Source organism: Nocardia sp. NPDC004340 (genome assembly GCF_053602575.1).
This window is the reverse complement of record NZ_JBSGDW010000017.1, coordinates 43,779-65,542: the sequence shown is the minus strand read 5'-3', so window position 1 is coordinate 65,542 and position 21,764 is coordinate 43,779. Positions and strand designations below refer to the sequence as shown.

19 protein-coding genes are annotated in these 21,764 nt (G+C 70.1%); 13 read left to right on the top strand and 6 right to left on the bottom strand.

Annotated features, from left to right (window positions below):
- Nucleotides 1-51 precede the first annotated feature (51 nt).
- From ACWEOI_RS34325 to der, 8 genes are all read left to right on the top strand, one after another.
- Nucleotides 52-705 carry an NUDIX domain-containing protein gene (locus ACWEOI_RS34325; protein WP_433666564.1) on the top strand — a complete coding sequence of 218 codons (654 nt, stop codon included), beginning with the start codon at nucleotides 52-54 and terminating at the stop codon, nucleotides 703-705.
- A gap of 79 nt (nucleotides 706-784) precedes the next feature.
- Nucleotides 785-1,705 carry a site-specific tyrosine recombinase XerD gene (gene xerD, locus ACWEOI_RS34320; RefSeq protein ID WP_433666563.1) on the top strand — a complete coding sequence of 307 codons (921 nt, stop codon included), beginning with the start codon at nucleotides 785-787 and terminating at the stop codon, nucleotides 1,703-1,705.
- A gap of 525 nt (nucleotides 1,706-2,230) precedes the next feature.
- Nucleotides 2,231-3,127, top strand: a complete 897-nt coding sequence (locus ACWEOI_RS34315; RefSeq protein WP_357095788.1) for a ParA family protein — start codon at nucleotides 2,231-2,233, stop codon at nucleotides 3,125-3,127.
- 260 nt (nucleotides 3,128-3,387) lie between these two features.
- Nucleotides 3,388-4,266: a segregation and condensation protein A gene (locus tag ACWEOI_RS34310; protein ID WP_452362277.1), complete on the top strand. Its 879-nt coding sequence runs from the start codon at nucleotides 3,388-3,390 to the stop codon at nucleotides 4,264-4,266.
- A 254-nt stretch (nucleotides 4,267-4,520) separates the two neighbouring features.
- On the top strand, nucleotides 4,521-5,282 hold the full coding sequence (gene scpB / locus ACWEOI_RS34305; protein WP_452362276.1) for an SMC-Scp complex subunit ScpB: 762 nt from the start codon (nucleotides 4,521-4,523) through the stop codon (nucleotides 5,280-5,282).
- A 675-nt stretch (nucleotides 5,283-5,957) separates the two neighbouring features.
- On the top strand, nucleotides 5,958-6,773 hold the full coding sequence (locus ACWEOI_RS34300) for a pseudouridine synthase (RefSeq protein WP_433590861.1): 816 nt from the start codon (nucleotides 5,958-5,960) through the stop codon (nucleotides 6,771-6,773).
- A 65-nt stretch (nucleotides 6,774-6,838) separates the two neighbouring features.
- Entirely contained in the window at nucleotides 6,839-7,507 is a 669-nt protein-coding gene (gene cmk / locus ACWEOI_RS34295; RefSeq protein ID WP_433673408.1) for a (d)CMP kinase, read from the top strand.
- Nucleotides 7,504-8,919 carry a ribosome biogenesis GTPase Der gene (der, locus tag ACWEOI_RS34290; protein ID WP_379271710.1) on the top strand — a complete coding sequence of 472 codons (1,416 nt, stop codon included), beginning with the start codon at nucleotides 7,504-7,506 and terminating at the stop codon, nucleotides 8,917-8,919. Before cmk ends, der begins: the two co-directional genes overlap by 4 nt.
- A gap of 64 nt (nucleotides 8,920-8,983) precedes the next feature.
- On the opposite strand, the gene ACWEOI_RS34285 is transcribed toward der, so the two are convergent.
- Together ACWEOI_RS34285 and ACWEOI_RS34280 are read right to left on the bottom strand one after the other, a co-directional pair.
- Nucleotides 8,984-9,736, bottom strand: coding sequence for an SDR family oxidoreductase (locus tag ACWEOI_RS34285; RefSeq protein ID WP_433666562.1), 753 nt, complete (start codon nucleotides 9,734-9,736; stop codon nucleotides 8,984-8,986).
- A 108-nt stretch (nucleotides 9,737-9,844) separates the two neighbouring features.
- The gene (locus ACWEOI_RS34280; protein ID WP_433666561.1) at nucleotides 9,845-10,468 is read right to left on the bottom strand and encodes a hypothetical protein; all 624 of its coding nucleotides are present in this window, start codon (nucleotides 10,466-10,468) and stop codon (nucleotides 9,845-9,847) included.
- Nucleotides 10,469-10,747: 279 nt separating this feature from the next.
- On the opposite strand from ACWEOI_RS34280, the gene ACWEOI_RS34275 reads away from it, so the two are divergent.
- Nucleotides 10,748-13,021 carry a bifunctional serine/threonine-protein kinase/ABC transporter substrate-binding protein gene (locus ACWEOI_RS34275; protein WP_452362269.1) on the top strand — a complete coding sequence of 758 codons (2,274 nt, stop codon included), beginning with the start codon at nucleotides 10,748-10,750 and terminating at the stop codon, nucleotides 13,019-13,021.
- Here ACWEOI_RS34275 and ACWEOI_RS34270 read toward each other — a convergent pair.
- Together ACWEOI_RS34270 and ACWEOI_RS34265 are read right to left on the bottom strand one after the other, a co-directional pair.
- Nucleotides 13,018-14,322, bottom strand: coding sequence for a hypothetical protein (locus ACWEOI_RS34270; protein WP_452362268.1), 1,305 nt, complete (start codon nucleotides 14,320-14,322; stop codon nucleotides 13,018-13,020). The two genes, ACWEOI_RS34275 and ACWEOI_RS34270, sit on opposite strands and share 4 nt — an antisense overlap.
- 86 nt (nucleotides 14,323-14,408) lie before the next feature.
- Nucleotides 14,409-15,296: a LysR family transcriptional regulator gene (locus ACWEOI_RS34265; RefSeq protein WP_452362267.1), complete on the bottom strand. Its 888-nt coding sequence runs from the start codon at nucleotides 15,294-15,296 to the stop codon at nucleotides 14,409-14,411.
- Nucleotides 15,297-15,411: 115 nt separating this feature from the next.
- Here ACWEOI_RS34265 and ACWEOI_RS34260 point away from each other — a divergent pair, with 115 nt between their 5' ends.
- A complete protein-coding gene (locus tag ACWEOI_RS34260; protein ID WP_452362266.1) occupies nucleotides 15,412-16,803 on the top strand; it encodes an MFS transporter in 1,392 nt (463 codons plus the stop codon).
- Here the strand turns inward: ACWEOI_RS34260 and ACWEOI_RS34255 are convergent.
- Nucleotides 16,774-17,721 (bottom strand): alpha/beta hydrolase family esterase, encoded by a 948-nt coding sequence (locus ACWEOI_RS34255; RefSeq protein ID WP_452362265.1) that lies wholly within the window; start codon nucleotides 17,719-17,721, stop codon nucleotides 16,774-16,776. The two genes, ACWEOI_RS34260 and ACWEOI_RS34255, sit on opposite strands and share 30 nt — an antisense overlap.
- 117 nt (nucleotides 17,722-17,838) lie before the next feature.
- Nucleotides 17,839-18,564 carry a TetR/AcrR family transcriptional regulator C-terminal domain-containing protein gene (locus ACWEOI_RS34250; RefSeq protein WP_433666555.1) on the bottom strand — a complete coding sequence of 242 codons (726 nt, stop codon included), beginning with the start codon at nucleotides 18,562-18,564 and terminating at the stop codon, nucleotides 17,839-17,841.
- A gap of 104 nt (nucleotides 18,565-18,668) precedes the next feature.
- Between ACWEOI_RS34250 and ACWEOI_RS34245 the strand changes: the two genes are divergently transcribed.
- The 3 genes from ACWEOI_RS34245 (at nucleotide 18,669) to ACWEOI_RS34235 (ending at nucleotide 21,588) form a co-directional block, all read left to right on the top strand.
- The gene (locus tag ACWEOI_RS34245; protein ID WP_433666554.1) at nucleotides 18,669-19,619 is read left to right on the top strand and encodes an ATP-binding cassette domain-containing protein; all 951 of its coding nucleotides are present in this window, start codon (nucleotides 18,669-18,671) and stop codon (nucleotides 19,617-19,619) included.
- On the top strand, nucleotides 19,619-20,386 hold the full coding sequence (locus tag ACWEOI_RS34240; RefSeq protein ID WP_433666553.1) for an ABC transporter permease: 768 nt from the start codon (nucleotides 19,619-19,621) through the stop codon (nucleotides 20,384-20,386). Before ACWEOI_RS34245 ends, ACWEOI_RS34240 begins: the two co-directional genes overlap by 1 nt.
- Before the next feature lie 353 nt (nucleotides 20,387-20,739).
- On the top strand, nucleotides 20,740-21,588 hold the full coding sequence (locus ACWEOI_RS34235) for a lysophospholipid acyltransferase family protein (RefSeq protein ID WP_379271724.1): 849 nt from the start codon (nucleotides 20,740-20,742) through the stop codon (nucleotides 21,586-21,588).
- Nucleotides 21,589-21,764 lie beyond the last annotated feature (176 nt).

The following is a 21,764-nucleotide window of genomic DNA, read 5'->3' as shown; positions in this document are numbered from 1 at the left end:
GGCGGGTCGGGTGTGGCCGGGCGGGGCGGAGATTCGCGCTACGGTTCTGGGATGACGTCCTCCGGTCCGGTTCCCGGTTCACACGAATTCGATGTTCTGTCCAGTCGCACCGTGTATTCGGGGGCGATTCTCGCGCTGCGGCTCGACCAGGTGGTCATGCCCGGCGGGAAGGTGGCCGAGCGGGAGGTGATCGAGCACCACGCGGCGGTCGCGGTGGCGGCGCTCGACGAGGACGAGAATCTGGTGCTGATCAATCAGTATCGGCATCCGATCGGGCGGCGGTTGCTGGAATTGCCCGCCGGGTTGCTGGACGAGCAGGGCGAGGATCCGTTGGAGGCGGCCAAGCGGGAGCTGGCCGAGGAGACGGGGCTGGCGGCGCGGGAATGGGCGGTGCTGGTGGATGTGGCGCTGTCGCCGGGGTTCACCGATGAGGCGTTGCGGGTGTATCTCGCCACCGGGCTGTACGAAACCGACCGGCCTGACCCGGAAATGGAGGAGGCCGACCTCCAATTGCTGCGGATGCCCCTGGCGGAGGCCGTGCAGGCCGCGCTGGCGGGGGAGATCACCAATGCCACCGCGGTCGCCGGAGTAACCGCGCTGATGACGGCTCGCGCCTCCGGGGCGGTGCTGCGGCCCGCGGACGCGCCGTGGCCCGGCATGCCGACCGCGTTCCTGGACCGCAAGGCGCGGGGGCGCGCGGAGTAGATCCCGATTGGGAAACTTGTTCTGTTTGCCGGGGTTTGGCTGGGGAAGTTCGTCGGTGGCTGCTGCAATGATGTGACCCGTGCTGAAGCGGCAGATCGACGCGTACCTCGACCATATGGCGGTCGAGCGCGGCGCCGCGCGCAATACGCTCAGCGCCTACCGCCGTGATCTGGGGCGATACCGGCACTTCCTGTCCGAGCGCGGCGTGGAAACGCTTGCGCGCGTGGCCGAATCGGACATAGCCGACTACATGGTGTCGCTGCGTTCGGGCGACGCCGAGCATCCCGCGCTGGCGGCGTCCTCGGCGTCGCGGGCGCTGGTCGCGGTGCGCGGGCTGCACCGGTTCGCGACGGCGGAGGGGATCACCGACGCGGATGTGGCGCATCCGGTGAAACCGCCGACGCCCGCCCGCCGACTGCCGAAAGCCCTTCCTTACGACCAGATCTCGCGGCTGCTCGACGCGGCCGGCGGTGATATCGCCGACGGCCCGCGCGGGCTGCGGGACCGGGCCCTGCTGGAATTGCTGTACTCCACGGGCGCGCGCATCTCCGAAATCGTCGGCCTGGACGTGGACGACATCGACACCCCAGAGCGCGCGGTCGTGCTGCGCGGCAAGGGCGGCAAGCAGCGCATGGTCCCGATCGGCCGTCCCGCCCTGGCCGCGCTGGACAACTACCTGGTCCGGGGCCGCCCCGATCTGTCCGCGCGCGGCCGCGGCAACAGCGCCCTGTTTCTCAACCATCGTGGCGGCCGGCTGTCCCGCCAGACCGCTTGGCAGGTCCTGCAATCCGCGGCCGAACGCGCGGGCATCGCCGCGCAGGTGTCGCCGCACACCCTGCGCCACTCGTTCGCGACCCACCTCTTGGATGGCGGCGCGGACGTCCGGGTCGTGCAGGAACTGCTGGGCCACGCCTCGGTGACCACCACCCAGATCTACACCCTCGTCACGGTCGGCACGCTGCACGAGGTCTGGGCGACCGCGCACCCGCGTGCCCGGTGAGAGCGCCGCACGGGCCTCGAAAGACCGTGGTCCCGAAAGACATTGTCGCCCCGAGGCTCTCCCGCCCGATCTGCGGTCCGGGCGCGCGCACGGGTCGGGCGGCCGGATGCCACTCGTGGATGCCGAATGGCACCCGGGCGAGCGCACTGTCCTCCAATGGACTCCACCGCCCGGGCTCACGGCGCAGTTGCGCCATACCCGGATCCTCAAAATCCGCCGATTCCGGTTTATCCGGTGCTTCGGGCGCGGAACATGACCCTGAACCCGTAACCTGCTGTGCCACAGTGCAACGAGACGTCTCGGACCGGTCCTCGGCCCGGCTCGGGCGTCTGTACCGGGTCTGAAGTGCAGGTTTAGGGTGCGTGTCCGAACGTTGGTCTCGCGCGAACAGGCGGTAGCGTCTAGGAGGAACCCGATCGCACACGCGGCCGGGTGCGTCGTCCATTCCAGGCCGATGGGCGAGGCAAGGGCAGGAACGTCGAAGGAGCAGCGGACGTGACGACTACCGGTGGTGCGGGCCAGCGGATCGAAACCGCCGCGCAAACCCTGTGGGAGGCACCCGATGTGGTGCACGACGCGAAGCAGGTCGGTCCCACCGGACGCCCGCTGCGCGAGATCCCCGAACCGCCCGAACCGGACCACACCGGCCCCGCGCTGATCGTCGCCATGTGCAATCAGAAGGGCGGCGTCGGCAAGACCACCTCGACCATCAATCTCGGTGCGGCGCTGGCGGAATACGGGCGCAAGGTGCTGCTGGTGGACCTGGATCCGCAGGGCGCGCTGTCGGCGGGACTCGGTGTGGCGCATCACGATCTGAACGTGACCGTGCACAACCTGCTCGTCGGGCCCGGCAAGGTGAATCCCGACGACGTGCTGATGAACACCAAAGTCGACGGCATGGATCTGCTGCCCAGCAATATCGACCTCTCGGCCGCGGAGATCCAGCTCGTCAACGAGGTCGGCCGCGAGCAGACCCTGGGCCGAGCCCTGGCGCCGCTGCGCGACCGTTACGACTACATCCTCATCGACTGCCAGCCGTCGCTGGGCCTGCTCACCGTGAACGCCCTGGCCTGCGCCGACGGCGTCATCATTCCGATGGAATGCGAGTACTTCTCGCTGCGCGGGCTGGCTCTGCTCAACGACACCGTGGAGAAGGTGCGGGACCGGCTGAATCCGGCGCTGACCCTGTACGGCATCGTGGTCACCATGTTCGATGCCCGCCTATTGCATTCGCGCCAGGTCATGACGCGCGTGGTCGAGGTGTTCGGCGACCTCGTGTACGACACCGTGATCTCGCGGACCGTCCGCTTCCCCGACGCCAGCGTCGCGGGTGAGCCCATCACCACGTGGGCGCCGAAATCCGGTGGCGCGGAAGCCTATCGGGCCATGGCCCGGGAAGTCATCCAGCGGTCGGGCCGTTGAGCGATCCTCTCGACTCGGCGTCCGGCCACGACCCCGCGGACGCGGATACCGGCATGCCCGGGGACGGGTCGCCGGTAGTGAGCGACATCGTCGGCGCCGGTGAGGACATCGCCGGTGCGGACGTCGCGGATGCGGACCCGGCCGGTGAGGACCCGGCCGGTGTCGTCGCGGACATCGCCGGGGCGGGTGCGGACGAAACCTCCGAGAGCACGACCGCGCCGGGTTCGTCGGTGGTGTCCGATATCGCCGGATCTGGCGCGGTGGCGGAGCCTGCCGCGTCGTCTGCCGCCGCTGTTGCGTCCGAAAGTTCGGACAATGCGGGCAAATTCCATCTGAAGCTGGCCAACTTCGAGGGCCCCTTCGACCTGCTGCTGCAACTGATCAGCTCGCGACGCCTCGACGTCACCGAGATCTCGCTGCACAAGGTGACCGACGAGTTCATCGCCCACACCAAGGCCCTCACCGCCCGCTTGTCCGAGGTGCAGGGCCTGCGCGCGGACAAGGTCCTGGACCAGACCACCGAATTCCTGCTCATCGCGGCCACCCTGCTGGATCTGAAGGCGGCCCGGCTGCTGCCCTCGGGCGAGGTGTCCGACGAGGAAGACCTGGAGTTGCTGGAGGCGCGCGACCTGCTCTTCGCGCGGCTGCTGCAGTACCGCGCGTTCAAACGGGTCGCGGAGTTGCTGGGCGAGCTGGAGGCGGCGGCGCTGCAACGGTATCCGCGCGCGGTGTCGCTGGAGGAGCGGTATCTGGCGCTGTTGCCCGAGGTTACGCTGGGGGTGGACGCCGCGGGATTCGCGGAGGTCGCGGCCACCGTGTTCCGGCCGCGTCCGCGACCGCGGGTGGGGCTGGATCACATCCACGCCCACGCCATCTCGATCGCCGAGCAGGCCGCGCTGGTGCTGGAGATGCTCAAGAACGCGGGCGCGGGCGGTTGGACGACCTTCCACGAACTCTGCGCCGACTGCGAGCTGCCGATCCAGATCGTGGCCCGCTTCCTCGCGCTGCTCGAGCTCTACCGCGGCAAGACCATCGAGTTCGACCAGCCCGACCCGCTGGGCCCGCTGTCCGTCAGCTGGATCGGCGAGCTCGAGGACCAACCCGCCCAACCGGTGACGATTGAAGAGGACTACGGGTGACCGAGGTGCACAACATGGATGACGACGTGCAGGACCAGCCCGCCGGCAGCCAGCCCGCACCCCAGCCGACCCTGGCCGAGCAGATCATCGCCGAAGCGGCCGCGGCAGCCAAGGCCCGCGCGGCCGGACCGGATACAACCGAGGCCGCGGCTGCACCCGCGCCCGCGGCTGCCGTCGAGACCGCCGAATCCGCGCCGGACGCCGAAATCACCGGGACAGCGGCCGAAATCACACCGGCCGAGGCCGAAGTCACAATGCCCGCGAACGAGGTCACAGTGCCCGCGGCCGAAGTCACGGCACCCGCGGACGAAGTCGCCGCGCCGGCGGAGGCGGAGGAGGCCCCCACGCCACCCGCCCTGGCGGTCGATCCGCAGGAGTTCGACGACGAGGACGAGCTGTCGGAGGCGGAGTTCCGGTCCGCGCTGGAGGCGATGTTGCTGGTGGTCGACGCGCCCGCGCCGACGGAACTGCTGGCCTCGGCACTGCGGGATCACCCGGTCCGGGTGGAGGCGGCGCTGCGGGAGATGTCGGCGGAGTTGACCGCGCGGCGCAGTGGCATGGATCTCAGGTTCGTCGGCGACGGCTGGCGCTACTACACGCGGACGGAATTCGCTCCCTATGTGGAACGTATGCTGTTGGACGGCGCACGATCGAAACTGACTCGCGCGGCTTTGGAAACCATGGCGGTGATCGCGTACCGTCAACCGGTTACCCGAGCACGCGTGAGCGCGGTGCGCGGCGTGAACGTGGATGGCGTGATCAGGACCCTGCTGGCGCGGGGGCTGATCGCGGAGGCCGGATCGGACCCGGAGACCAACGGCACTCTGTACATCACCACCGAGCTGTTCCTGGAACGGATCGGGCTTGCGTCATTGGCGGATCTGCCGCCATTGGCCCCGCTGCTCCCGGGCGTCGACCTGATCGACGAGATCAATGAGAGCTTGGATACCGACCCCCGGTACACCAGGCTGAAGAAACCGGCCGAGGCGGATATCGACCTCGGCACCGAGGACTGAAACAAGGACAACGTGAATACACCCGCTCGCCGAGATGGCACACCGGATCGTAGGAAACGTGGCAGCGAACCGCCTCGCGGCGGTTCCCGCGCCGCCCGAGGCCGGACCGGAGAAGACCGGTCCAGCGGCGGCAATTCTTATGGCGGAGCCCGTGGCGGCTCCACGTCGCGCGGCTCGCGCGGCGACTCGCCCTCCTGGGGCGGCAATTCCCGCGGTGACGCCCGCGGTGACTCCCGCGGCGGCTCGGGTTCGTACGGCCGTGACTCGGATCGTTCGCGCGGTGACGCTGGTTCGTATGGTCGTGATTCCGACCGTTCGCGCGGTGGCGCCGGTTCGTATGGTCGTGATTCCGACCGTTCGCGTGGCGGTGCCGGTTCGTATGGTCGTGATTCCGACCGTTCGCGTGGCGGTGCCGGTTCGTTCGGCCGTGACTCCGATCGCTCGCGTGGCGGTGCCGCTCCCCGCGGCGAAAGCCAGTGGGGCGCAAGCGGTTCCCGTGGCGGCGCGCCCGCTCGCGGTGGCTCGGGCTCCGGCTTCGGTGGCCAGGGCGGTAACTCCGCGCGCGGCAACCAGTCTCGCGGTATCGGCGGCGGTCGCCCGCTGGCCCCGCACACCTCGCCGAACACCACCGGCAAGAAGAAGACCGCCAAGCCGGAGCGCAAGATCGTCGCGCCGGTGCTGATCAGCAATGCCAAGCCCGCCCGGCACCAGCACGTGGACTTCGAGGAGCGCGCTCCGAAGAAGCTGCCGTGGGGTGAGGGTGAGCGCCTGCAGAAGGTCCTCGCCAAGGCCGGTGTGGCCTCGCGGCGCGTGGCCGAGGACATGATCGACGCCGGTCGCATCGAGGTCGACGGCAAGATCGTGCGCGAGCAGGGTCTGCGCATCGATCCCGAGACCGCGGTGGTCCGGGTCGACGGCGTGCGCGTGGTGATCCGCTCCGAGCAGGTGTACCTGGCGCTGAACAAGCCCAAGGGCTGGCAGTCGACCATGTCCGACGAGATGGGCCGCCCGTGCGTGGGCGATATCGTGGCCGAGCGGATCGCCGCCGGTCAGCGCCTGTTCCACGTCGGCCGGCTGGACGCCGACACCGAGGGCCTGCTGCTGCTCACCAATGACGGTGATCTGGCGCATCGGCTCATGCACCCCTCCTTCGAGGTGTCCAAGACCTACCTGGCCACCGTGAACGGCGAGGTCCGCAATCGCGAGGTCGGCAAGCAGCTCAAGGACGGCGTCGAGCTCGAGGACGGGCCCGCGTCGGTGGACAAGTTCCAGGTGCTCGAGGTCGGCAACGGCAAGTCGCTGGTGAAGGTGGTGCTGCACGAGGGTCGCAAGCACATCGTGCGCCGCCTGCTGGACGCCGTCGGGCATCCGGTGACCGCGCTGGTGCGCACGCACGTCGGGCCGATCGCGCTCGGTGATCAGCGGCCGGGCACGCTGCGCGTGCTGGGCCGGGACGAGGTCGGGAAGCTCTACGAGGCGGTGTCGTTGTGAACGGTGTGGGATCTCTGATCGATACGGCCGGCGCGCTGACCGGTTCCGCGCAGCTGGTCGTGGCCATGGACGGCCCGTCGGGCACCGGCAAGTCGAGCGTGTCGCGCATGCTCGCGACCCGGCTCGAGGCCAGCTACCTCGACACCGGCGCCATGTACCGGGTGGCGACGCTGCGCGTGCTGCGCAGCGGCGTGGACCTGGACGACGCGGCCGCCATCGCGATCGCGGTGAAGGAACTGCCGCTGACCATCGGCACCGATCCGAGCCGGGAGGTCATCCTGCTCGACGGTGAGGACGTCTCCGGTGAGATCCGCGGCAACGCGGTCACCCAGGCGGTGTCCGCGGTGTCGGCGGTGCCCGAGGTGCGCGAGCAGCTGGTCGCGTTGCAGCGGGAGCTGACGGCGGCGGCGGGTCGAATCGTGGTGGAGGGCCGGGACATCGGCACCACCGTGCTGCCCGCGGCGGACGTGAAGATTTATCTGACCGCGTCGGCCGAGGCCCGCGCGCAGCGCCGCAACGCGCAGAACATCGCCGAGGGGCGGGGTGACGATTTCGCGGGCGTGCTGGCCGATGTGCAGCGCCGCGACACCCTGGACTCGACGCGCAAGGTGTCGCCGCTGCGTCCCGCCGAGGACGCGGAGCTGGTCGACACCAGCGAACTGAACAAGGACGAGGTCATCGACGAGCTGTATCGCGTGGTGGCCGCACGGATTTCGGCGGGAGGCGCGCAGTGACGCAGGACACCTTCGCCGGTGATGGGATCTGGTCGGACGAATCCGACTGGGACATCGCCGAATTCGAGGGCGAGCAGGACGCCGAGCACGTTCCGCTGCCGACGGTGGCCATTGTCGGCCGCCCCAATGTCGGCAAGTCGACCTTGGTGAACCGGATCCTGGGCCGCCGCGAGGCGGTCGTGGAGGACATTCCGGGCGTGACCCGGGACCGGATCTCCTACGAGGCCACCTGGGCCGGTCGCCGATTCCTGGTGCAGGACACCGGCGGCTGGTCGCCCGATGCCAAGGGGCTGCAGCAGTCGGTGGCCCGGCAGGCCGAGGTCGCCATGAACACCGCCGACGCGATCGTCGTGGTGGTGGATGTGACCACCGGCGCGACCTCCGCCGACGAGGCGGTGGCGAAGACGCTGCGGCGCAGCAAGACTCCGGTCATCCTGGTCGCCAACAAGGTCGACAACCAGAAGCTGGAGGCCGACGCCGCCGAGCTGTGGTCGATGGGTCTGGGTGAGCCGCACATGATCTCGGCCGCACACGGTCGCGGTACCGGTGATCTGCTGGACGAGATTCTGGCGAAGCTGCCCGAGACTCCCCGCGAGGGCACGGGTCTGCACGGCGGTCCGCGCCGTGTGGCACTGGTCGGCAAGCCGAACGTGGGCAAGTCGTCGCTGCTGAACAAGCTCGTCGGCGAGGAACGGTCGGTGGTCCACAATGTCGCGGGCACCACCGTCGACCCGGTCGACTCGCTGGTCGAATTGGGCGGCAAGCCGTGGCGTTTCGTGGATACCGCGGGTCTGCGCCGCAAGGTGAGCAATGCCTCGGGCCACGAGTTCTACGCCTCGCTGCGCACCAAGGGCGCGATCGAGGCGGCCGAGGTGGCGGTCATGCTGATCGACGCCTCGGAGCCGGTCACCGAGCAGGACCTGCGGGTGATCTCCATGGTGGCCGAGACCGGCCGCGCCCTGGTGATCGCCTACAACAAGTGGGATCTGGTCGACGAGGATCGCCGCGAGATGCTCGAGCGCGAGATCGACCGCGAGATGGTCCAGGTCCGCTGGGCCCAGCGCGTCAATATCTCCGCGCACACCGGTCGCGCGGTGCAGAAGCTGGTCCCCGCCATGGAGACCGCGCTGGAGTCGTGGGACAAGCGCATCTCCACCGGCCGCCTGAACAACTGGCTCAAGGAGGTCATCGCCGCCACGCCGCCGCCGATGCGCGGCGGCCGCCTCCCGCGAGTCCTGTTCGCCACCCAGGCGTCCACCCGGCCGCCGACGTTCGTGCTCTTCACCACCGGCTTCCTCGAGGCGGGCTACCGCCGCTTCATCGAGCGGAAGCTGCGCGAGGAGTTCAACTTCGACGGGTCTCCGGTCCGGGTCAATGTGCGCGTCCGCGAGAAGCGCGACCGCAAGAAGTAACCCGACCCACCCTCGGCATCGGCCCGGGCGACGGCATCCGCGTCGCCCGGGCCGATCCGTCTGTCTAGAGGGCCATCTTGCCGTTGTCGACGGTGTAGACGGCGCCGTGCACGGCCGAGGCTTCATCGGAGCACAGGAAGCTGATGATATTGGCGACCTGCGCGGGTTCCATGAGGCCGCGGGGGCTGGCGGTCTTCAGGATGAGCTGGTAGTCGGGCTCGTCGGGGAAGGTGAAGTTCTCGAGCATCGGCGTGATCATGCCGCCGGGGCAGACCGCGTTGATGCGGATGCCGGCGCCGTCGAACTCCAGCGCCATGGCCCGGGTGAGACCGATGAGGCCGTGCTTGGCGGCGCAGTAGCCCGCCGAATAGGCCTGGCCCTCCACGCCCGCGATGGAGGCCACGTTGACGATGCAGCCGGTGCGTTCGAGCAGGTGGGGGAGGCCGGCGCGGGACAGGAAGAAGGGCGCGCTGAGGTTGACGGCGAGGTCGTGCTGCCATTCCTCGTCGGTCACCTGACCGGTGTGGCGCATGGTGTGCGCGCCCGCGGCGTTGACCAGGATGTCGAGGCCGCCGAAGCGGTCGACGCAGGCCCGCACCACCTGATCGGCCGCCGCCGGATCGGCGAGATCGGCGGCGTGCCAGGCGGTGTCGGGTCCGTCGAAGGTGTCCTTCAGGCGCGCCTCGTCGCGGCCGACGCCGAGCACGCGCGCACCGCCCGCGATCAGCTGCTGCGCCACGGCCCGGCCGAGGCCGGAGGAGGCTCCGGTCACCACCGCGACCTTGCCGTCGAATCGACCGCCACCATTGCCCGACATACCCGTCTCCCATCGATCGCCGGGTGGCCGGAAGCCGCCGCCCGCTGAAACGGGTTCTAAATTAGCCGGGTGGCGCGGCCGGGGCGACCGCGCCATCCGGGGTGTGGGTCAGACCAGTTCGGGGACGCGGAGGTGGGCGAGAGCCAGTTCGAACTCGGCGACCTCGGTGACCGCGATGCCGGCCTGGGCGGTGGCGGCGGCCCGCAGGTCCGCGGCTGCCTGGGCGGTGCGGGCCAGGGCCTCGGCGCTCTCGAAGGTGGCGCAGGAGACGCCGCGCCCGGCGGTGCGGTCGACCAGCAGGCTGACGCTGCAGAAGCCGTCCATCTGCTCCATCGAGGGTATTGCCATCGAACGGAAGACGTTGATCGCCGAATCGATGCGATCGGCGTCGGCCCGGGTCCAGGTCAGGCGGGCGCAGGCGCCCTCCTCCGAGTGGTGCAGGCGGTGCAGGGTGGAGATCTCCCACTCCTCGATGAGGGGGCCGTCGCCGCCGAAGTAGTCCCGCGCGCGGTTGCGCAGCGGGCGCACCCGGCTGGCGCTGTCGTGCATCGCGTTCTCGGACTCCCACGCGGTGGTGACGATGCAGCGGCCGGACTCACGGTCCACCAGCAGCGACAGACCCACCCAGCCGGGCATGCCGGCCAGTTCGGACATCACTTCATCGCGCATGAACGCAATCCCGGGATCGATAGAGGACAGCTGCGCTTGAATCGTGTTAGAGCGTGCGAACACGTTCGATCCACCTCCTCGGTTACGGGGGCAGCGCCCGGGGTGACGCCACCGACGCCTCCCAGCCTGCTCCAGCCCGTTCGCCGTGGCAATACCGGGGCATACCTGGAGCAAACGGACGGGGTGCGCGGCCTGTCGCCGGGTGCGCCGGGCGAGCGCCGGACGGCGGCATCGCCGTGGTCCGCGGCGTCGGCCGAACCCCTCCCGGGCGTCGCGCGAACCCGCGCCGGGGAGCTGAGCCGGCGGGTTCGAGCGGGTAAGGTTCGGGGGAATGTGCGGGGTGTGAAGGGCCGAATTGTGCGTGCGGGTACGGAATTCGCGGGGTATCTGATCGAGCGGAAGCTCGGCGGGGGCGGGATGGGGGAGGTCTTTCTCGCCCGGCATCCGCGGCTGCCCCGGCTGGTGGCGATCAAGGTGCTGGCGCGGGAGTTGGTGACGCAGCTCGAGACGCGGGCCCGGTTCGAGCGGGAAGCCGAACTCGTTGCACGGCTGGATCATCCGAATATCGTGGGCGTGCTGGATCGGGGCGTGTCGGGCGGGCGGTTGTGGATCGCCATGCAGTATGTCGACGGCGGCGACGCCTCCGCGCTGGACCCGTTCACCCTGCCCGCCGCCGAGGCCGTGCGGATCATCGGGGAGACGGCCAAGGCGCTGGACTACGCGCATTCGATGGGCGTGATCCACCGGGACGTGAAGCCCGCCAATATCCTGCTCAGCCGCGACGCCGCCGGGCAGGAACGCCGAATTCTGCTGACCGATTTCGGAATCGGGCGGTTGCGCGACGATTCCGCGCAGATCACCCGCACCGGGATGCTGGCCGCGACCATCACCTATGCGTCGCCGGAGCAACTGTCCGGGGCCGCGCTGGATCAGCGGTCGGACCAGTATTCGCTGGCCTGCACCCTGTTTCGGCTGTTCACGGGGTCCACGCCGTATCAGGCGGAGACGGCGGCCGCAGTGGTCGCGGGGCACCTGCAGCATCCGGTGCCGAAGGTGACCGATCGGCGGCCCGAGCTGCCCGCCGCGCTGGACGCGGTGTTCGCGCGGGGGCTGGCCAAGCGGCCGGAGGATCGGTTCGACAGCTGCCGGGACTTCGCCGACGCTGCGGCGCAAGCGCTTTCGGGTGTCTCGGAGTCGACCGTCCCGCCGCGGACGGTGGCCGGGACGCCGCGGCCGGGAGCGGCGACGATCGGTTCGACGGATGCCACGGCCGCGACGGTCACGCTGTCACGCGGCGGCGACCCCACCATACTCGACGATCCGCGATTGCGACCAGAGCCGGTGACCGCCGCCCGGGTGCGGTCCGGTCGATGGCTGGCGGCGGGAGTCGGCGCGCTGGTGGTCGCCGTCGCGGCGGCGGCGGGAATCATCTGGGCGGCACAGGGTTCCGGGCCGTCCGGCCGCGCCGATCCGGTGAGCGTGGCCGGTCCCTTCACAGCCACCTACCCGGGTTTCGTGCCGCTGACCCAGATCGACGGGCTCGGCGCCAAGGTGGCCGCGCCGGTGTCGGTGGCCGACCCCGCCAATGACGGCCGCCTGCCGTGCGACGCGGCGACCATCGCGGCGGCGCTCCCGTTGACCGGCTCGGACGCCGCGCTCGGCCGTACTGTGCTGGGCGCGGTGAAGCTGGCCGTCGATCAGTTCGTGAAGGGCGGAAACCCGCAGGGCGGCAACAAGGTCTGCCCGATCACGGTGCGCGAGTTCGACACCGCCGGGGATCAGGCGAGGGCGGCGCGGGTCGCCGAGCAGATCGCCGCCGACGACTCGGTGGTGGCGGTGATCGGTCCGGCGCTGTCGAAGGAGGTCATGGCCGCCGGGAAGACCTTCGACGCGGCCGGGCTGCCGTTCCTCACCCCGGTCGCGACGAATCCGCTGCTGGCGCAGTCGGGGTGGAGCGGCTTCTTCCGCGGCTTGGCCAATGACAATGCCGAGGGCCCGGCGCTGGGGCGATACCTCACCAATACCGCCCGGTTCTCCCGGGTTTGCGTGGTCCGGGACAGCGGCGGCGGTTTCGGGGTGTCGCTGGCGGGCGCGGTGGTGGAGGGCCTCGGCCCGGCCTCGGTGCCGGCGTGCGAGGTCAGCGTCGATCTCGGTGGCGATACCCAGCAGGCCGTGTCCGCCATCGCCGCCGTGAACCCGGACGCGGTGTTCTACGCGGGCTATCCAGCCGCCGCCGCGACCCTGCTGGCGAAGCTTCGGAAAGCCGATGTCACAGCGACTTTCGTCCTCGGCGACGGCAGTTACGACCCCGCGTTCAAGTCCGCCGCCGGGTCGGCGGCCTCCGGCACCGTGGTGGCGTGTCAGTGCGGGCCCACCACGCAGCGCTTCCTCGACGAGTATCGCGACGCCACCGGGACCGCCGCGAATCCGTACGCCGTCGAGGCCTACGACCTCACCGCGATCGTGCTGCGGGGCATCGTGTCCGGGCACGGCGGCCGCACCGAATTGCGTGACTACCTGCACGGCTATCACGGCGACGGCCTGGCCCACACGTATGCCTGGTCCACCGGCGGCGAACCGGCCGAGCCGCGGATCTGGCTGTACCGGCTCGCCTAGTCCGTTCGCTCGGATTCGGGGGCAAGGGGTTTCGGCGGCGACTGCTCGTCGCGTTCCGGCCGCAGGCGGCGCAGGAGCAGCATGGCCGCCAGGCAGCCGGCGCCGAGGCCGATGGCCGTCCACGCGGCGCGGTCACCGGCCGTGCTGACGCGGTCGGGCAAGGACGGCAGCACGTCGCAGCCCCGGTATTCCAGGGTGAGCGCCGCGGTCGGGACCAGCACGACGCCCAGTCCCAGGACGGTGCTCGCGGCCAGGCGGGTGGTGACCGCGCCGAAGCTGTATCCCGCCAGTCCCGCGTAGAGGCACGCGCCGAGCAGCGCGGCCCACGAATCATGGTGCTGCGCGCCGGAAGCCAGCAGCGCGAAGACCGACAGCCCGATGCTCGCCGCGACGGCGGCCACCGGCTGCGGCCGGGGCAGCAGGACGCCGGCGAACAGTCCGAGCGCCATGATCACGAGCACCGGCGCGAGTTTCCAATGGGCGTGGACGGTCGCGAGGGCGCCGCCGGTCGCGGTGAGCGATACCGCGAGCAGCGTGAGGGTGCCGTCGCGGCCCGGCAGCAACAGGGCCGCGATCAGCGCGGCCGCGACCACGGCGACGAGCCAGGCGGTAATGGCGATCCAGCTCTTGGTGCCCGGGGTGAGGCGTTCGGAGACCACCGCGATGGTCGTGATCACCACCGCCGCCGCCACGATCGGCGCGAACGGCAGCTGCACGGACGTCGGATGCGTGGCGCTGGTCCGTCCGCAGACCACCGCGCACACCGCGAGCAACGCCGCCGCCAGCACCGCCAGCCAGTCCGGCGGCAGATCCACGAAGGCGCGTTCGAGCACCGACAGGTTCCCGTTCTCGGCGGCGATGGTCTCGATGTGCCGTCCGAGCAGGACACCGGTGAGCCCGCCGAGCAGGTAGCCGACCGCGGGCGGCCGGTACCGCAGGGCCGCCGCCCCGGCCGCGCCCAGCAGCACGCCGCCGGCGAGCGAGTCGAGGAAGTTGGCGGTGGCCAGGGTGGCGGAGGTGGAACTGACCAGCAGGTGGTCGGTGGCCAGGACCAGCGCCGCGAACGCGCCGGTGGCCCATGCGGTCCGGTCGCCGAGCATGCGCACGAGGACAGCGGCCACCACGGCGAACACCGCGCCCGTGGCGGTGGCCCGGGGCACGGTGATGGTCAGCACCGTCATCTGCATGGCGGACGAGTCGGTGCCGCACCCGGCGTCGTAGGGCACGATCAAGGCCATGCCCGCGACCGCGGCGGCGATGCCTCCGCCCAGTGTGTCGAGGGCCGCGCGATAGCGCTGCACGGGCGGCTCCCTGGAGTCGAAGTGACAGAACAGTTACCGTGCGGCAACCGTAACAGTGCGTGGGCTCGCCGGGACAGTGCGCGGGCTCAGCGGGCGGGGCGGCGGGCCGCCCGGTCCACCGCGAAATCGCGGAACCGGCGTACCGCCTCCGACGGTGTCGCGGTCGCCGACCAGATCAGCCCCACATCGCGCGAAGCCCCGGCGTCGGCGAGCGGGACCACGGCCAGGTCCGGCGGCGACGGTTCCTCGGCGGGCACCAGCGCCACCCCGAGCCCGGCCGCCACCAGTCCCCGCACCGTCACCAGGTCACTGGTCTCGAAGGCGATGCGCGGCCGGATCCCGGCCGCCGCGCACAGGTCGTCGAAGATGCGCCGCATCCCGAATCCCGGATGCATGGTGATGAATTCGGCGTCGGCGAGCTCGCTCAGCCGGGTCCGGCGCTGCCCGGCCAGCCGGTGATCGGCGGGAACCGCCAGCACCAGCGGCTGATTCAGCAGCGTGTGCCACCCGATGCCGGGCTCGCTCGGCCGCGGCGACACCAGCGCCAGATCGGCTTCCCCGTCGAGGACCTGGCGGGTGATCGTCTCGGCCGCGCCCTGGAACAGCCCGAAGTCGACCCGTCCGGCCCCGCGCCGGAATTCGGCGATCAACTCCGGCGCCAGCCGACTGCCGAAGGAGTGCAGGAACGACAGCCGCACCACCCCCTTGGCCGGATTGACCCGGTCGGCGACGGCCTGCTCCCCGGCCCGCAGTTCCGCGCGGGCGCGGCGGGCGTGCTCGTAGTACAGGCGGCCGTACTCGTTGAGCCGGATGCGCTTCCCGTGCCGATCGAACAGGGGAGCGCCCAGCCGCCGCTCCAACCGGGCGAGCATCCGCGACAGCGTCGGCTGGGCCAGATGCAATCGGTCGGCCGCCGCGCTCACATTCTCGGTTTCGGCGAGTGTCGTGAACCACTCCAGATCCGCGCCGAGCACACCGCCTCCTCGCTATATACCGCAGTGGCATGAGCCTACCGACCATCATGCATTTCCGATCTAAGCGCCGGTCACCCACCCTGGATCCGTACCCGATCCACCGTGGGAGGACCCGATGACCAGCGCCGATCAGCCATTGAGCACACCGCGTCCGATCGGCGCCCCCACGGCCGCCGTGACCATCGCGCCCGCGCCCGATCCGGGGTCCATCGCCCAGCGCGAGCTCATCCCGTCGGACCAACACGTCGCCTCCAGCGAACGCCCGGAGCCGGACGGGTCCGCCGAGTTCGCCGGAGCCCACGAGAAGCGGGTCACCGTGGCGCTTTTCGCGGCCGGGCTGACCACCTTCGCGGCCATGTACTCCACCCAGTCGCTGCTGCCGAGCCTGTCGGCGGCGTTCGCGGTGCCGCCCGCGCACGCGGCGCTGGCGGTGTCGCTGACCACGGGATTCCTTGCGCTGGCGATCATTCCGGTGGGTGTGCTGTCGGCGCGGATCGGCCGGACCCGGGTGCTGATCGGGTCGGCGGTGGCGGCCGCGGCGCTCGGGCTGCTGCTGCCGTTGTGCCCGACGATGGACGCGCTGCTGGCGGTGCGCGCGGTGCAGGGTGTCGCGCTGGCCGGAGTGCCCGCGGTGGCGATGGCGTATCTGGCCGAGGAGGTCGGCGCCGGCGGGCTGGGTTCGGCGATGGGGGTGTACATCGCGGGGACGAGTATCGGTGGACTGTCGGGCCGGTTGATCCCGTCGCTCGCGCTCGGGCTGACGTCGTGGCGGTGGGCGGAGTTGACGGTGTCGCTGGCGGTGGCGGCGGGCGCGGTGTGGTTCGCGCGGACGCTGCCCGCCTCACGCGGATTCGCCGCTCGCCCGGCCGGTTTCGGGACGCCGCTCGGCGATCTCGCCCGGCAGGTGCGCGCTCCGCGCCCGGCCGCGCTGTTCGGGCTGGCCTTCCTGCTCATGGGCAGTTTCGTGTCGATCTACAACTACCTCGGCTACCGGCTGACCCACCGCCCCTTCGGCCTGTCCGAGGCGGTGGTCGGTCTGGTGTTCGTGCTGTACCTCGCGGGCACGGCGGCGTCGGCCTACGCGGGCCGGCTCGCCGATCGCCGTGGCCACCACCGGATCCTGGTCGTCTCCCTGGCCCTGATGGTCGTCGGCCTGGCCGTGACCATCCCGGACCACCTGAGCACGGTGCTGATCGGCATCCTGCTGCTCACCACCGGGTTCTTCGGCGCGCACACCGCGGCCAGCGCCTGGGTCGGCGCGCTGGCCGAGAACCGCGGCGCCGCATCGTCTCTCTACATGTTCGCGTACTACCTGGGCAGCGCGGTGGTCGGCAGCGCGGCCGGGATCGCCTACGCGGCGGGCGGCTGGATCGGCCTGGTGGCTTGCGTGGCAGTGCTTTTCGCGGTCGCCGCGCTGCTCACCGCCGCGCTGTCGCCCCGGGGCCCCGAGCGTGCCGGGACCCCGGAGCCGCGACTGTCAGGGCAGCGGGTTGGCGTTCAGCAGTGACCACATGCGGTTGTTGACGTCGGTCGCGGCCGCCGAGCCCGGGGTGGGCCACAGGTGAGCCTTCGTCGCGTCATCGGTGGTGTGGTACAGCCGGTACAGCACCTGGGTGCCCGACGCGCACGAGTAGCGCTCGCCCTTCACCACCGCGGTGCCGGTCTCCGAGGCCGGGGTGGCTCCGCAACCGTCCTTGGTACGCCACAGGTCTCGATGCTGCTCGGCGACGATCTGCCACACGATGGGGTCGTTGTCGTTGAGCATCACGCCGAACGACAGCTTGCGGGTGGTCGGGCAGTCGTTGGCGTCCCACGCGCCGCTGGGCCCGGCCCACACCGCGGCCGAGGCCACCAGATCCGAGGCGGAGCACGCCATCCGGGAGGTCATCTGCCCGCCGTTGGAATGCCCGATGAAGTGCACGCGCTTGGGGTTCACGCAGTAGTCGTTGCCGATGGCGTGGACCAGGCTGCGCAGGAACGGAACGTCGTTGGCGGGGTTGGAGGCGCTGAACTCCCAGGCCCACTTGTCCGCCGCGCCGTCGTTCTTGCCGCCCTGGGGGTAGGCGACGATGAACTTCTTGCTCTGCGCGACCGCGGTCCAGCCGGTGGCGGTTTCGAAGTGCGTCGGATTGTCCTGACCGCCGTGCAGCGCGACCACCAGCGGCGCGGCTCCGCTCAGCCCGGACGGCACGAAGAGCCGGAAGGGACGGTCGACCCCGTTCTTGTCGGGCAGGGTCAGCGCGAGGGTGCCGCCGGTGGCCGCGCTCGAGCATCCGGCGGGTGAAGGCGGCAAGGGGTCGTCGCAGGTCAGACCGCACGGGGGCAGGCCGACCGCGTTCGCGGGGGCGGCCGCGACACCGGTCATCGAGAGTGCGAACAGTGCTCCGACCGCGGCCATCGCCAGCGCTCTGAATCTGAGCCTCACTGTAATCACCTGTCTGTCAAGCAGTTTCGTGGGACTGTAGCGACAAGAGATCTTTTCGTTCAGGCTCTCGAGCTGATATAGCTGGAATCTGCTAGCGCGCCGGCACGGGCCGATGGCCTACCGTGCGCCGGTGTTCGCGTCGATGAAGACCTGGTAACCGTCCAGCAGCCGGTCCAGCGCGAACCCGAAATCGGCTTCCTCCCAGTGCATGTCGTCGCTCTCGAAGGCGCGATTGGTGAGCGCGCTGGTGACCGCGGGGAAGCGCCGCGGGTCGAGGACGGAGGTGAGGATGCCGGTGTAGTCCTGATCCTCGCTCTGGCGGATGGCGTCGCGCAGGAACCGGGTGCGGCCGATCACGTAGATCGAGAGGTTCACCAGCAGTTGGAGTTTGAGTGCCTCGGGGATGTCGACCTCGGCGAGGGCGTTCATGCCGGTCTCCAGCCAGGCCATATTGTTCGGGCCGAGCGGGGGAGTGGTCATCGGGATGTCGAGCCACCAGTCGTGGGCGCGGATGGCGTGGAACTCGGCCCAGGCCCAGGCTTCCAGTCCGGCGCGCCAGCCCGCGGGCAGTTCCGGGGTGTGGTCGAAGATGCGGTCGTACAGCAGCACCACGAGGGTCTCCTTGCTGTCGACGTAGCGGTACAGCGACATGGTGGTGAAGCCGAGCTCCTTGGCGACCCGCGCCATGGACAGCGCCGCGTAGCCCTCGGTGTCGGCGATGGTCATGGCCGTGGCGAGGATCTGCTCGAGGCTCATGCCGCGCCGGGGTCCCCGGCTGCCCGCCTCGTCCAGATCCCAGAGCAGTTTCACCGATTTGGGCAGGGCTTGCGGCTCGGGCGTCATCGGACCTCCTGTCGTGGGTTCGCTTTCCATCTTGCGGCATCGAAGAAACTGTGTAGCCTATAAACAGAGTGTATGGCATACACAGTTTATGAACGGAGCTCTCCATGACCACATCCGGATCGGGGCCCGCCATCGAGGTGAGCGGCCTCGTCAAAGCCTTCGGCGACCAGCCCGTACTGCGGGGCATCGACGTCACCGTGCCCGCCGGGACGGTGTTCTCCCTGCTCGGCCCCAACGGCGCGGGCAAGACCACCATGGTCCGCATCCTCACCACCCTCGAACGCGCCGATGGGGGAGTGCTGCGGGTCGGTGGCCACGACACCGTGCGCGAGGCCGACACCGTGCGCGCGGCCATCGGCGTCACCGGGCAGTTCGCGGCGGTCGACGAGATCCTCACCGGTGCGGAGAACCTGCGGCTCATGGGGCGGCTGCTGCACCTCGGATCCCGCGAGACCGCCCGGCGCACAGCGCGACTGCTGGAGCAGTTCGAGCTCACCGAGGCCGCCGGCAAGCGCGCGGGCTCCTATTCCGGCGGCATGCGGCGACGCCTCGACATCGCCATGAGCCTGATGGGGCAGCCCCGCATCGTCTTCCTCGACGAGCCCACCACCGGACTGGACCCGCGCAGCCGCCGCGAACTGTGGCGGGTGATCCGCGGCCTGGTGGCCGACGGCGTCACCATCTTCCTCACCACCCAGTATCTGGAGGAGGCCGACCAGTTGGCCGACCGCATCGCGGTGCTCGACGGCGGCCGCATCGTGGCCGACGGGCGCGCCGAGGAGCTGAAGCGCCTGGTGCCGGGCGGGCATCTGCGGCTGGGCTTCGCCGACGAGCACGGGCTGGCGGCGGCCGCGCGAGCGCTGCCGGTGGCCGAGATCGACGGCGAGGAGCTGGCCTTGCGGGTGCCCTCGGACGGCAGTGTCGGCGATATCCGCAAGCTGCTCGACCATTTCGACGATCACGCCGTGGCCATCGACCACTTGTCCATTCACACACCCGATCTCGACGACGTCTTCTTCGCCCTCACCGGCAATACAGTGAAAGGCGCTGCGTAATGCGTACTCTCGTGCACTCCGCCCAGGACTCCGCCACCATGGTCGGCCGCAATCTGCGCCACACCCTGCGCAGTCCGGACACCATGATCATGACCATCGCCGTGCCGGTCAGCATTCTGCTGATGTTCGTGTACGTATTCGGCGGCGCGATGAATGTCGGCGGGTCCTATATCGACTACGTGGTGCCCGGAATCATTCTGCTGTGCGCGGGATTCGGCTCGGGCGCGACCGCGGTGGCGGTGGCCACCGATACCCACAGCGGCATCGTGGACCGGTTCCGCGCCATGGCCGTCTCCCGCAACTCGGTGCTGACCGGGCACGTGCTGGAGAGCGTGCTGCGCAATCTGCTCACCAGTTCGCTGGTGGTGCTGGTGGCCGTGGCGCTCGGCTTCCGGCCCACCGCGGACCCGCTGCGCTGGCTGGCGGTGGCGGGTGTGCTGGCCTGCTTCGTGGTGGCGCTGTCCTGGATCGCGGCCGCGCTCGGGCTGCTGGCCTCGAATCCCGAGGCGGCCAATGGTTTCATGTTCTTCTTCATGTTCCTGCCCTACGTGAGCAGCGCGTTCGTGCCGACCCAGACTCTGCCGAGCTGGCTGCGCGGTTTCGCGGCGCACCAACCGGTCACCTCCGTCACCGAGACGGTGCGTGGTCTGCTGATGGGTACGCCGGTGGGGGATTCCGCGCCGACCGCGCTGGCGTGGTGCGCGGGTCTGGCCCTGGCCGGGTACCTCGCGGCGGGCGCGCTGTCCCGTCGCCGAACCACCTCCTGAGATATGTCTACGCCGATATGCGCATCTACGCATGGCATCTCGGGTGAGCCATCTTAAGGCGAATGCGGTGTGCGGAACCGGGGCAGTGAGATGAATGTTGGGTTTCGCACACTTCCTAACAAGCAAACGCTTGGGTTGATAACGTCGATGGTGCAGGAGGACGGTGACGGGCATCTGTCGCAACGCAGCGACGTCCGTACGCTGAACCGGACCGCGCATGCGCGGCCGTCGGAGCTAATCAATGGGGATCTGACCCGGGGGCAATTCAATTCGGCTCGACGTTGTTTCGAAAGCGTCGTGCGATGTCGTTGCGTGCTGCCCGTCCCCGGCAAAGCAATCGACAGGAATGGCTCATGACCGAGAACAAGGTAATCCCCGACCCGAACCACCCGCTGCTTCCGCTCGCGCGGGCCTACACCGACTACTTCACGCCCACCGTGGTCGGCGTGGAGAATCTGCCGACTTCCGGGCCGGCGCTGGTGATCGGCAATCACTCGTCCATCTACTGGGCCCCGGAGGTGTGGATCACCTTCATGGCCATGCTGGAGCACCGCCCCGACGAGCCCAGCTACGGCGTCGCCCACGACATCCTGCTGCGCGCACCGGTTCTCGGTGACAGCCTGCGCCAGTTCGGCGTCATCGCGGCATCGAAGGAATCCGCCGCCAAGGGGCTCAAGGACGGCGGCGCGGTCATGGTCTACCCCGGCGGCGACTGGGAGGCGTGCCGCCCGTGGACCGATCGCGGCAAGATCGACTTCGCCGATCGCAAGGGCTTCATCCGGCTCGCACTGGAATTGGGGGTTCCGGTGATTCCCGCGGTAGCCAACGGCGGCCACGACTCGATCTTCGTGCTCAGCCGCGGCGAGCGCACCGCCAAGCTGCTGCAGCTCGACAAGCTGGTGCGCGCCAAGGTGTTTCCGTACACGCTGGGCCTGCCCTTCGGCATCGCCCCGATCCTGCCGCAGCTGCCGCTGCCGGCCTCGGTGACGGTCAGCTTCCTGCCCGCCCTGGACTGGTCCACCGAGCCCGGCGACCCGGATGACACCGCTACGGTCGACGACTACTACACCCGCACGGTCTCGACCATGCAGACCGAGCTGGACCGGCTGCGCGCCGAGACCCCGAACCCGGTGGTCGCGGGCCTCAAGAAGCACGCGGCGGGCCTGCCCGGACCGCTGAAGGGTCTCGCCGACCTGCTGTGAGCGCGCCGATTCGCTGTAGGGGGACAGCGGATTTCGCCGGATGAGCCATCGAGGATGCCGTACGCGGGCCGGAGCCGCGGGCGGCATCCTCGTCTCGTATTCGGCCCCGGCTTCGCTCCGGCGCTGCGGACACGCTCCGGCCGCCTGATGTGGTTAACTCGCGGCAAGCGCCCGGG